Source organism: Bradyrhizobium sp. RDI18 (assembly GCF_043203335.1).
GTDB lineage: Bacteria > Pseudomonadota > Alphaproteobacteria > Rhizobiales > Xanthobacteraceae > Bradyrhizobium > Bradyrhizobium retamae.
On the sequence record NZ_JBICRN010000008.1, the window covers coordinates 6584238 to 6596879 of the forward strand.

Consider the following 12642-nt stretch of genomic DNA (forward strand, 5'->3'; position numbering starts at 1 on the left):
ATCCATGGAAACCATGAAACTGCAGAAAAAGGCGACGGCGTCGGCGATGATCGATCCGAACATCGTGCTGCCGGCAATCCGCGCGGCCTTTGCAAAACTCGATCCGCGGCTGATGGCGAAGAATCCCGTGATGTTCGTGGTCGAAATCGTGGCCACGCTCACGACCGTGATATTCCTGCGCAATCTGGTGGCCGGCGGCGAGAGCCTCGCCTTCACGTTCCAGATCATCCTGTGGCTGTGGTTTACCGTACTGTTCGCCAATTTTGCCGAGGCCGTTGCCGAAGGCCGCGGCAAGGCTCAGGCTGAGTCGTTGAAGAAGACCCGCACCGAGAGCAAGGCAAAATTGCTGGAAGGTCCCGGCAAGAACTATCGTCTGGTTTCCGGCACCAGCCTGAAGGTGGGTGACATCGTCCTGGTCGAGGCCGGCGACAACATCCCCTCTGATGGCGAAGTGATCGAGGGTGTGGCTTCCGTGAACGAGGCCGCGATCACGGGTGAATCCGCGCCTGTAATCCGCGAATCCGGTGGTGACCGTTCGGCCGTGACCGGCGGCACGCAAGTGCTATCGGACTGGATCCGCGTTCGGATCACGGCGGCGCAGGGCTCGACCTTCATCGACCGCATGATCAAGCTGGTGGAAGGAGCGGAGCGGCAGAAGACACCGAACGAGATTGCGCTCAATATTCTGCTCGCAGGCCTGACCATCATCTTCGTGTTCGCCACCGTGACGATTCCGAGCTACGCGGCCTATGCCGGCGGCTCGATTTCCGTGGTGGTGCTGGTGGCGCTGTTCGTCACGCTGATTCCGACCACCATCGGCGCGCTGCTGTCGGCGATCGGTATCGCCGGCATGGACCGATTGGTGCGCTTCAACGTGCTCGCCATGTCCGGCCGTGCGGTGGAGGCCGCCGGCGACGTCGATACGCTGCTGCTGGACAAGACCGGCACCATCACGCTCGGCAACCGGCAGGCCACGGCGTTTCGCCCCTTGCGCGGTGTCACCGAACAGGAGCTGGCCGATGCGGCACAGCTCGCCTCGCTCGCCGACGAGACGCCGGAAGGCCGCTCGATCGTCGTGCTGGCGAAGGAGAAATACGGCATCCGCGGCCGCGACATGAAGGAGCTCAACGCGAGCTTCATTCCCTTCACCGCGCAGACACGCATGAGCGGCATCGACGCCGGGTCATCGTCGGTGCGCAAGGGCGCGGTGGATGCGATCCTGAATTACGTCGATGGTGGCGGCGCGATCCGCGCGGTCGCTTCCGGGAATGCGGCGCGCGCCGTGTCGGGCGTCCTCTCGGAGGCGGCCCGCGAGATCCAAGCGATTTCCGACGAGGTCTCGAAAGCCGGCGGCACGCCGCTGGCGGTCGCCAAAGACGGCAAACTGCTCGGCGTCGTGCATCTGAAGGATATCGTCAAGGGCGGCATTCGCGAGCGCTTTGCGGAATTGCGCCGCATGGGCATCCGGACCGTGATGATCACCGGCGACAATCCGATGACCGCAGCCGCCATCGCGGCCGAGGCCGGCGTCGACGATTTCCTTGCCCAGGCCACGCCGGAGGACAAGCTGAAGCTGATCCGCGACGAGCAGGCCAAGGGCAAGCTGGTGGCAATGTGCGGCGACGGCACCAACGATGCGCCGGCGCTGGCACAGGCCGACGTCGGCGTCGCCATGAACACCGGCACGCAGGCGGCGCGCGAGGCCGGCAACGTGGTCGATCTCGATTCCAATCCGACCAAGCTGATCGAGGTGGTAGAAATCGGCAAGCAGCTTCTGATGACGCGCGGCGCGCTGACCACATTCTCGATCGCCAACGACGTCGCAAAGTATTTCGCCATCATCCCGGCGATGTTCCTGGCATTCTACCCGCAGCTCGAGGTGCTCAACGTCATGCACCTGGCAAGCCCGCAGAGCGCCATCCTGTCGGCGATCATCTTCAACGCGCTGATCATCATCGCGCTGATTCCGCTGGCGCTGAAAGGCGTCGCCTATCGCGCCGTCGGGGCAGGGGCGCTTTTGCGCCGTAACCTGCTGATCTATGGCTTGGGCGGCATCATCGTTCCCTTTATCGGCATCAAGGCCATCGACCTTGCGGTTGTGGCGTTGGGGCTGGCATAGCCGTCATTGCGAGGAGCGAAGCGACGAAGCAATCCATTCTTCCTTTGTCGCGGCATGGATTGCTTCGCTTCGCTCGCAATGACGGAGAAACACTTAGGAGACACACAATGCTCAGAGAAATCCGTCCCGCCATTCTCATCCTGCTGCTGCTCACCGCGATCACCGGCGTTGCCTATCCCCTCGCCATGACCGCGATTGCCGGCGCGATCTTCCCGAAGCAGGCGGAAGGCAGCCTGATCGAGAAGGAAGGAAAGGTGATCGGCTCCGCCCTGATTGGGCAGGAGTTCAAGGAAGACAAATATTTCCACGGCCGTCCGTCCGCGACTTCGGCGCCGGACCCGGCCGATCCGACCAAGACGGTCCCTGCGCCCTACAACGCCGCCAGTTCGGGCGGCTCCAATCTCGGGCCGACCAGCAAGGCGCTGGCCGACCGGATCAAGGAGGACTTCGGGAAGCTGAAGACCGAAAACCCGGCCGCGCCCGTGCCTGTCGATCTCGTCACCACGTCCGGCAGCGGACTCGATCCGGATATCTCGCCGGAAGGCGCGCTGTTCCAGGTCCCCCGGGTGGCGAAGGCCCGTAACCTGCCGGACGCCCGCGTCCGCGAACTGGTCGTGGAGCATACGCAGGGCCGCATGGCTGGATTGCTTGGCGAGCCGCGCGTTAACGTATTGGCGTTGAATCTGGCGTTGGACGAGATATCAAAATGAGACCCGCTAGGCCCCTCGAAGGGTGAGGACTATATTGCCGCATGGTCCAAGCCCGCCGCGATCCCGAACAACGTCCCTCGCCGGAAGCCCTGCTGGAGGCAGCGCGGCGCGAGGAGAGCCGCGCTGGCAAGCTCAAGATCTTTGTCGGCGCCGCGCCCGGCGTCGGCAAGACCTATGAGATGTTGCAGAGCGCCCACGCCAGGAAGAAGGCCGGTGCCGACGTCGTGATCGGCATCGTCGAAACCCACGGCCGGGCTGAAACCGAGGTGCTTCTGAACGGTCTCGAGGTGCTGCCGCGCAGGCGGCTTGTCTACAAGGAGCAGACGCTCGAGGAGATGGACCTGGATGCGCTGATCGCGCGGCGACCGCAGATCGCGCTCGTCGATGAACTCGCTCACACCAATGCGCCCGGCAGCCGTCATCCCAAGCGCTATCTCGACGTCGAGGAATTGCTGTCCCACGGCATCGACGTCTATACGGCAGTCAATATCCAGCACATCGAGAGCCTCAACGACGTGGTCGCGCAGATCACGCATGTGCGGGTCCGCGAGACGGTGCCGGATTCCGTGTTCGACCGCGCCGACGCTATTGAGCTGATCGACCTCACGCCCGACGATCTGATCCAGCGGCTGAAGGAGGGCAAGGTCTACGTTCCCAAACAGGCCGAGCGCGCGCTGGAGCATTATTTCTCGCCGGGCAACCTGACCGCACTGCGCGAACTGGCGCTGCGGCGCACCGCCGAACGCGTCGACGAGCAGTTGCTCACCCATATGCAGGCCAATGCCATAGCAGGTCCCTGGGCGGCGGGCGAGCGCATCCTGGTTTGCGTCAGCGAAGATCCGCGTGCGGCCGGGCTGGTGCGCTATACCAAGCGGCTGGCGGACCGGCTGCACGCGCAATGGACCGCTGTCAGCATCGAGACGCGGCGCAGCCTGCAGCTCACCGACGAGCAGCGCGACCGGCTGGCCGACACCATGCGGCTGGCGGAAGCGCTCGGCGGCGAGGCGCTGACCATTCCCGGCGTCGGCCGCCGCATCGCCGACGACGTGATCCATTTCGCGCATGCCAACAACGTCACGCAGATCATCATCGGCAAATCGACCCGCTCCTGGTGGTTCGAACTGACGCGCGGTTCTGTCGTGCACGATCTGGTGCGCCGCGCCGGCCATATCAGCGTCCACGTCATCCCCGGCGACGAACAGGGCGTGGCGAAAGCGGCGGTGCAGACCGCGGCGCGGCAGGAGCCGTTCAACCTGCGTCCCTACATGATGGCGCTGCTGTTCGTCGCGATCGGTCTCGGCGCTGCCGAACTGATCCAACCGATGTTCGCTGGCATCGAGAACGTCGACCTCGTCTTTCTCACCGCCGTGGTCGGCGTCGCCGTTCGCTACGGGCTTTGGCCATCGCTGCTGGCGAGCGTCGCGGCGTCGCTAAGTTACAATTTCTTCTTCATGCCGCCGTTCTATACCTTCACCATCGCCGATCCGACCAACGTCGCCGCCTTCTTCTTCTTCATGCTGATTGCGCTGTTGGTCTCCAATGTCGCGGCACGGGTGCGCTCTCAGGCCGACACCGCGATCGGCCGGGTGCGCACCACCGAATCGCTCTACGCCTTCAGCCGCAAGCTCGCGGGCACCGCGACGCTGGACGACGTGCTGTGGGCGACCGCCTATCAGACCGCGCTGATGCTCAAGGTGAGGGTGGTGCTGCTGTTGCCGGAGGACGGCGTGCTCACCGTGAAGTCGGGCTATCCGCCCGAGGATCAACTGGACGAGGCCGACCTTGCCGCTGCCAAATGGGCCTGGGACAACGACCGTGCGGCCGGGCGCGGCTCGGATACGCTGCCGGGCGCCAAACGGCTGTTCCTGCCAATGCGAACCGGGCGCGGTGCGATCGGCGTCATCGGCATCGACGATGACCGCACCGGTCCCTTGCTGACGCCGGATCAGCGCCGCCTGCTGGATGCGCTGGTCGATCAGGGCGCGCTGGCGATCGAGCGCGTGCTGCTGGTGGAGGACATGGACCGGGTCAAGCGCACGGTGGAATCCGACCGGCTGCGCGGCGCGCTGTTGACCTCGATCTCGCACGATCTGAAGACGCCGTTGGCCTCGGTGCTCGGTGCCGCTTCCACCCTGCGCGATCTCGGCTCCAGCCTCAACGACGCGCAGAAGAACGAACTGCTCGCCACCATGATCGACGAATCCGAGCGCCTCAATCGCTTCATCGCCAATCTGCTCGACATGACCAAGCTGGAATCCGGCGCGATCGTGCCGAATACCGCGCGGCATGACGTCTCCGAGATCGTCGGCAGCACGCTGCGCCGCGCGAACAAGATCCTCCTGCATCACAAGGTGTCACTGGAGCTCAGCCCCAATCTGCCGATGCTGGAGCTGGATGCGGTTCTGTTCGAACAGGTATTGTTCAACTTGCTCGACAACGCGGCCAAATACGCGCCGGCCGACACCACGATTTCGATCCGGGCAACGCGCGATCAGGCAAGTGTGTCGCTGCAGATCCTCGACGAAGGCAGCGGTATTCCGCTTGCGGAGGTGGAAAGCGTGTTCGACAAGTTCTATCGCGCTCAAAAGGGCGACCACGTCCGTGCCGGCACCGGGCTGGGGCTCGCCATCGCGCGCGGTTTCGTCGAGGCGATGCATGGCACGATATCGGCCGCCAATCGTACCGATCGCTCTGGAGCCGTCATCACTATTCGATTGCCCGTCCCGGCCTCTGATAGCGCGCTGGATACCGCCGCATGAACGCCGCCCAGATCAAGGTTTTGGTGATCGACGACGAGCCGCCGATCCGCAAATTGCTGCGGATGGGGCTGAGCACGCAGGGCTACGACATCCTCGAAGCCTCCAATGGCAAGATTGCGCTGGAGAAGCTCGCGGAAGGCCCGGCGCTGATTATCCTCGATCTCGGCCTGCCCGACATCCAGGGCCATGATCTCTTGCGCATGATCCGCGGCCGCAACGAGAGCGTGCCGATCGTGGTGCTGTCGAGCCGTGGCGACGAGGCCGGCAAGGTGCAGGCGCTCGACCTAGGCGCCGACGACTATTTGACCAAGCCGTTCGGCATGGACGAGTTGCTGGCGCGGATGCGCGCAGCGCTCCGGCACCAATTGCAGGTGCAGGGCGAGCGGCCGGTATTCCGCGCGGGCGATCTCTCGGTCGATCTGGTGCGCCGCATCGTCAAAGTCGGCGAGCGCGAAGTAAAACTCTCGCCGAAGGAATACGAATTGCTGCGCGTTCTGGTGCAGCACGCCGGCAAGGTGCTAACCCATCGCTTCCTGTTGAAGGAGCTGTGGGACGAACTGACGGATGCGCAGTATCTGCGCGTCTATGTCCGCCAGCTCCGCCAGAAGATCGAGGCCGACCCGGAGCGTCCGCAATTCGTGCTGACCGAAACCGGCATCGGCTACCGGCTGCGCGCACCGGATTGACCATACCTCCACCATGAAGTGCTATGCTTCCCCGCGGAACCTGACCCGGGTTGGGCCTTCCACCCAGGTTGGTTCAGAGCAAGACGGAGCACGACCATGGCTGAGAGCGTCATGTATCACGAAGGTAACAGGCAATTGCAGGACCGGTTCGACAGCCGCCGGATTTCGGACCGGCTGGAAGAGAAGCTGATGCGCAAGGAATTTTCGGCCGACGACAAGCAGTTCATCGAAGGCCTGCCCTATTTCTTTCTGGCAACCGCCGATGCCGAAGGCCGGCCCGATTGCTCGTTCAAGGGCGGGGCGCCGGGGTTTGTGCGCATCACCGGGCCGTCCGAGCTCGCATTTCCCGACTATGACGGCAACGGCATGTTCAAGAGTCTCGGCAACATCGTCGTCAATGCCGATGTCGGCCTGCTGTTCATCGCCATGCATGGCAAGCCGCGGCGTTTGCGTGTCAACGGCCTCGCCAGCGTGAGCGACAGCGACCCGCTGCTGTCGGAGACCGTCGGCGCGCAGCTCATCGTTCGCGTGACGGCGCGCGCGATCTTCCCGAACTGTCCGCGTTATATTCCGACGATGAGTTCGATCGAACCGTCGATCTATGTGCCTCAAGCCGGACAGGATGCGCCGGAGCCGGCGTGGAAAGGCTTTGCAGACTTCAAGGATGCATCCACCCGCGGCAACCGACATTCAAGGGGTAGGGAGCGATCGTAGCCCACACCGAAAGTCACCCTCGTCGTCCCTGCCTAGTGCGCAATTGCGCACGGGGCGCAGGGACCCATAACCACCGGCCTGGATTGCAGCGAAGGCAATTGGCCCCATCTCGCGGCAGATAAGCCGCGGCGTATGGGTCCCTGCGTTCGCAGGGACGACGGTCAAAAGTACTTGAACGGAAGCAGCCTAGATCGCCGTCATCTCGCCCTTGGTGCAGGCGTCCCGCAGCTTGAACTTCTGGATCTTGCCCGATCCGGTCAGCGGGAATGCGTCCACGATGTACCAGTGTTTTGGCGTCTTGTGCGGGGCGAGCGAGGCGCGCATGTAGGCGATCAGCTCTTCCTTGTCGATCGCGGCGCCGGGCGCCGGGCGGATGAAGGCTGCGACCTCTTCGCCCCATTTCTCGTGCGGCAGTCCGATCACGGCGACCTCGCCGACCTTGGGATGCTTGAACAACAGTTCTTCCAGCTCGCGCGGATAGATGTTTTCGCCACCGCGGATGATCATGTCCTTCAGCCGGCCTTCCACGGTGCAGTAGCCGCGCGCGTCCATCGCGCAGAGATCGCCGGTGTGCAGCCAGCCGTCGGCGTCGATCGCAGCCGCGGTCGCATCGGGCATTTCGAAGTAACCGATCATCACGTGATAGCCGCGGGTGCAGAACTCGCCGATCGTGCCGATCGGAACGGTCTCGCCGGTGTTGGGGTCGATGATCTTGGTTTCCATATTGGGCAGCGGTAGGCCGATCGTGTTGGCCTTGTCCTCGACGCTGTCATGGGTGCGGGTCTGCGCCGCGACGGGGGAGCATTCGGTCTGCCCGAAAACAATCGTAAAGGGGGCGCCGAGCTTTTCCTCCAGGAGCCGCACCAGCGAGGCCGGCACTGTCGAGCCGCCGGAGCAGATCGCCTTGACGGAGGACAGATCGGTCGCCGCGAATGTCGGGTGCTCCAGCATCGCAACCAGCATGGTGGGCACGCCGAGCATGGCGTTGCCGCGATACGTCCCGAGCATTTCCAGCACCAGGCCCGGCTCGAAGGCCTCGACCAGCACCTGGGTTGCGGCTTTCGATACCGCGCCGATTACGCAGCAGACGCAGCCGCCGGTATGAAACAACGGCATCGTGGTGACGAAGACGTCGCCGTCGTCGACGCCCATCCGGTCCGCTGTATCGGCACCATTGTTCAGCAGCCCGCGATGCCGGAGCAGGGCGCCCTTCGGAAAGCCCGTCGTGCCCGACGTGTACTGGATCATGACGGGATCGTCGGGACTGACGGCCGGCAGCTCGATGCCCTCGTCGTCGCCTGCGGTGATGAAGGCATTCCAGTCGTCGAAGCAGATGATCTCGCGCAGCTCGGGACAGTTCGGCGCCACCGCCTGCACGGTCTCCAGCATCGGGTTGCCGCGGAAGCCGTCGACCACGAAGATGCCGGCGGAGCGCGACTGCTTCAGCACATATTCAACCTCCCGGGCGCGGAAGGACGGGTTGACGGTGACGAGCACCATGCCCGCCATGCCGGCGCCGAATTCGAGCATCATCCATTCTGGGATGTTCTGCGCCCAGACGGCAATGCGCTCGCCGGGCTTGAAGCGCGACAGCAGCGCGCGGGCGGTGCGCTGGGCTTCGCGATAGAACTGTGCGTAGGTCCATTGCCGCCGCTGCGTCGGGTCAGGCACGCCCGCGATCAGGGCGAGGCGATCGGGCGCGGCTTCAGCCGCCTTGCACAAGAGATCGCCGAATGTCATCTCCCGTACCGCAGGCGTGGTCGGTCCTGCGACGTGCGACTTCGTCAATGCCATTCATTCCTCCCCGGTCCGGCGCCGTTATCCTCGGTGGCGTCAGTTCCCAAGGGGAAAATGCCTTCCGGCTTCGGGTAATGCAAGCGGGAGGGTGGCCAAGGCGCGCGAGAACCGCGTGAGCAATGACGCGGATATGCCTGCGTTAGCTCGCCTTGCGGTGCCTGGCTGTAGACCGGTGCGCTTTCCTTGCCGTCCGGCGCGCCGGCGCCCGCCGCGAAGTCGTGGCGTGGGCGCGCCGTTTCGTCGCCGCTTTGCCTTTCAGGCTCGCCTTCAGCGCGTCCATCAGGTTGATGACGTTGTCCGGCCTCTCCTCGGGCTCGGCGACCTTGATCGGCTTGCCGGAAGCCTTGCGGCGCACCAGCGCCTTCAGCGCGTCCTCATACTCATCCTTGAACTTCGAGGGATCGAAATGCGCGGCCATTTTGTGCAGGATATGGCCCGCGAGTTCGACCATGTCCTTGGTGATCTTCGGGGTCTTGATATCATCGAAGAAGTCTTCCTCGTCGCGCAGCTCGTACGGATACCGCAGCGTGGTGCCGAGCAGGCCCTTGCCGAGCGGCTCGATCGCCATGACATGCTCGCGGTTGGTCAGCACGATGCGCGCCAGCGCTACCCGTTCCTCATCCTTCATGGCATCCCGGATCACCGCGAAGGCGTCCACCGCGGCCTTGCCGTCGGGGGCAATGTAGTAGGGGTGGTTGTAGTAGCGCTTGTCGATTTCGTCCCGCGGCACAAAACTGTCGATCTCGATCGTATGATTGCTCTCGATCTGGACGGCTTCGAGTTCCTTCTTCTCGATCTCGACATACTGGCCCTTTTTCAGCTCATAGCCGCGGCCTTTCTGGTCGCTCTCGACGACGTCGCCGGTCTCGGCATCGATCATCTGCTGTTTCAGCCGGTTACCGGTCTCCTTGTTGATCATGTGAAAGCGGGTCTTCTCGACCGATGTCGAGGCCGGATACAGCACAACCGGACATGACACCAAGGAGAGCTTAAGCGAGCCTTTCCAGTAGGCGCGAGGGGCCATTGCAATCTCCGGGCGCGGTTTGGGTTTGGGAACTTCAACGGTTAGTATGGGTTTTCGTTCCGGGTGTTGCCGCGGGGCGGTTTGATTGAGGTGTGGCCGTGGCGCTGAAGAAGCTCAGCACGTACCGCAAGAAACGCGATTTCCGCAAAACGGCGGAGCCCTCCGGCGACGTCGAGGTCGCGCCCGCCCGAGAGCGGCGGTTCGTAATTCAGAAGCATGATGCGAGCCGGCTGCATTACGATCTCAGGCTTGAATTCGACGGCGTGTTCAAATCCTGGGCCGTCACCAAGGGGCCGTCACTCGACCCTCACGACAAGCGGCTCGCGGTCGAGGTCGAGGACCACCCGCTCGATTACGGCGATTTCGAAGGCACCATTCCCGAAGACCAATACGGCGGCGGCACGGTGATGCTGTGGGACCGGGGCTATTGGGAGTCCGATGATCCCGATCGCGGCTTCAAGAAGGGCGACCTGAAATTCACCCTGCAGGGCGGCAAGCTGCATGGAAGCTGGGTACTGGTGCGGATGCGGGGCGACCGCTATGGCGGCAAGCGCACCAACTGGCTCCTGATCAAGCACCGTGACGAATTCGCTAGGGAAGGCGAGGGTAACGACATTCTCGACGAGGACCGTTCGGTCGCCTCCGGGCGCACGATGGAGCAGATCGCGCAAGGCAAGGGCAAGGCGCCAAAGCCGTTCATGCTGGCCACGAAGACAACGGCCGACGCGGTCTGGCAATCCAACCGCGGCGATGCCGCCGAGGCGCGGACCTTGCGGAAGACGGCCGCCTTGCGGGCCGCGCCAGAGATGAAGACGCGCGCGCCTGCGCCAGCCGTCAAGCCGAAGAAGGTCGCGGCGATGCCGGATTTCGTGGCGCCGCAGCTTTGCACAGTCGTCGAACGGCCGCCCGGCGGCGAGGGCTGGTGTCACGAGATCAAGTTCGACGGCTACCGGGTGCAATTGCGGGTCGAGGACGGCGATGCGGTGCTCTACACCCGAAAGGGCCTCGACTGGACCGACAAATTCCAGGCGATCGCCAACGAAGCGAAATCGCTTCCCGACGTGCTGATCGATGGCGAGATTGTCGCGCTCGATCATAACGGCGCGCCTAACTTCTCGACCCTGCAGGCGGCGCTGTCGGACGGCGACAGCGAGAGCCTGATCTTCTATGCGTTCGACCTGCTGTTCACCAATGGTGAAGATTTTCGCAAGCTCCCGCTCGGCGACCGCAAGGCGCGGCTGAAGAAATTGCTGGAGGCGCAGAAGGGCAAGGACAAGCAGATCCGCTATGTCGAGCATTTTGAAAGCGGCGGCGATGCCGTCCTGCGATCGGCCTGCAAGCTCGAACTGGAGGGCATCGTCTCCAAGAAACTCGATGTGCCCTATCGCTCGGGCCGCACCGAGAGCTGGACCAAGGCGAAATGCCGCGCCGGGCACGAGGTGGTGCTTGGCGGCTGGAAGACCACCAACGGCAAGTTCCGTTCGCTGATGGCCGGTGTCTACCGCGGCGATCATCTCGCCTTTGTCGGTATGGTCGGTACCGGTTTCGGGCAGGACAAGGTGCGCCGCATCATGCCGGCGCTGAAGGCCGCGGCCTCCGACAAGAACCCGTTCGGCGGCAAGAATGCGCCGAAGAAGACCCGCGATGTGCATTGGCTGAAGCCCGAACTGGTTGCCGAGATCGAATTCGCGGGCTTCACCGCGGACGGAAACATTCGTCAGGCCGCGTTCAAGGGCCTGCGGCAGGATAAGCCGGCCGAGGAGGTGGAGGCGGAAACGCCGTCCAAGGCAGGCGTCGCGCAGCCGAAGCCTGGCAAGGGCAAGGGGAAAGGCAAGGGCAAGGGTGCGACGGTGCGGGCAACGCCCGCAACGACGAACAAAACCGGCGACGTCATGGGCGTGGTGATCTCAAAGCCGGACAAGGAGCTGTGGCCCGACGCCGGCGACGGCGAGGGCGTTACAAAGCTCGACCTCGCGCAATATTTCGAGGCCGTCGGCGAATGGATGATCGGCCACCTCAAGGGCCGTCCATGCTCGATTGTTCGCGCGCCCGACGGCATCCATGGCGAGAAATTCTTTCAACGCCACGCCATGCAGGGCGCGTCCAACCTGTTCGAGCTGGCCAAGGTCTCGGGCGACCGCAAGCCCTATCTGCAGATCGACCGGGTCGAGGGATTGGCGGCGGTGGCGCAGATCGGCGGCCTCGAATTGCATCCCTGGAATTGTGCGCCGGACGCTTACGACACGCCCGGACGTCTGGTGTTCGATCTCGATCCCGCGCCCAATGTTGAATTCTCCGACGTCATCGAAGCGGCAAAAGACATGCGCCAGCGGTTGACCGCTGTTGGCCTCGAAAGCTTCTGCAAGACCACCGGCGGCAAGGGGCTGCATGTGGTGACGCCGCTGCTTCATGGCGCAAGGGACAAGGTTTCGTGGAAGGAGGCCAAGGCCTTCGCGCAAGGCATCTGCCAGTGGATGGCGAACGATGATCCAGAGCGCTATCTGCTCAACATGTCGAAGAAGCTGCGCAAGGGAAAAATCTTCCTCGACTATCTTCGCAACGACCGGATGTCGACGGCGATCGCTGCCTTGTCGCCCCGTGCGCGCGAGGGTGCTACCGTGTCGATGCCGTTGACCTGGACGCAGGTGCGCGGCGATCTCGATCCGAAGAAGTACACGATCCGCACCGTGCCGTCGCTACTGGCAAAGACGAAAGCATGGGACGGTTACGATGACGCGGCAGCGTCGATCAAGCCGGCGATGAAGAAATTGGCCTCAATGTAGGTGGGCAAAGGACAGTGTGCCCACCATCTTTATCTCAACTAGAAAGGTGG

At 63.6% G+C, this 12642-nt stretch carries 8 protein-coding genes; 6 read left to right on the top strand and 2 right to left on the bottom strand.

The window, feature by feature from the left end; genetic code table 11:
- The first annotated feature begins 4 nt into the window (after nt 1–4).
- From kdpB to ACFXS9_RS40805, 5 genes are all read left to right on the top strand, one after another.
- On the top strand, nt 5–2119 hold the full coding sequence (gene kdpB, locus ACFXS9_RS40785) for a potassium-transporting ATPase subunit KdpB (RefSeq protein WP_392699084.1): 2115 nt from the start codon (nt 5–7) through the stop codon (nt 2117–2119).
- 107 nt (nt 2120–2226) lie between these two features.
- A complete protein-coding gene (locus ACFXS9_RS40790; RefSeq protein WP_392699086.1) occupies nt 2227–2829 on the top strand; it encodes a K(+)-transporting ATPase subunit C in 603 nt (200 codons plus the stop codon).
- 41 nt (nt 2830–2870) lie between these two features.
- Nucleotides 2871–5588: a DUF4118 domain-containing protein gene (locus tag ACFXS9_RS40795; protein WP_392699088.1), complete on the top strand. Its 2718-nt coding sequence runs from the start codon at nt 2871–2873 to the stop codon at nt 5586–5588.
- Nucleotides 5585–6274 carry a response regulator gene (locus tag ACFXS9_RS40800; protein ID WP_392699090.1) on the top strand — a complete coding sequence of 230 codons (690 nt, stop codon included), beginning with the start codon at nt 5585–5587 and terminating at the stop codon, nt 6272–6274. Before ACFXS9_RS40795 ends, ACFXS9_RS40800 begins: the two co-directional genes overlap by 4 nt.
- Nucleotides 6275–6370: 96 nt before the next feature.
- Nucleotides 6371–6988 carry a pyridoxamine 5'-phosphate oxidase family protein gene (locus ACFXS9_RS40805; protein WP_392699092.1) on the top strand — a complete coding sequence of 206 codons (618 nt, stop codon included), beginning with the start codon at nt 6371–6373 and terminating at the stop codon, nt 6986–6988.
- 186 nt (nt 6989–7174) lie between these two features.
- On the opposite strand, the gene ACFXS9_RS40810 is transcribed toward ACFXS9_RS40805, so the two are convergent.
- Complete coding sequence (locus ACFXS9_RS40810) at nt 7175–8782, bottom strand: AMP-binding protein (protein ID WP_392699094.1); 1608 nt, start codon at nt 8780–8782, stop codon at nt 7175–7177.
- Nucleotides 8783–8924: 142 nt separating this feature from the next.
- Nucleotides 8925–9809 carry a Ku protein gene (locus ACFXS9_RS40815; protein ID WP_392699096.1) on the bottom strand — a complete coding sequence of 295 codons (885 nt, stop codon included), beginning with the start codon at nt 9807–9809 and terminating at the stop codon, nt 8925–8927.
- A 98-nt stretch (nt 9810–9907) separates the two neighbouring features.
- Between ACFXS9_RS40815 and ligD the strand changes: the two genes are divergently transcribed.
- Nucleotides 9908–12592, top strand: a complete 2685-nt coding sequence (gene ligD / locus ACFXS9_RS40820; RefSeq protein WP_392699098.1) for a DNA ligase D — start codon at nt 9908–9910, stop codon at nt 12590–12592.
- The last annotated feature ends 50 nt before the right edge of the window (nt 12593–12642 follow it).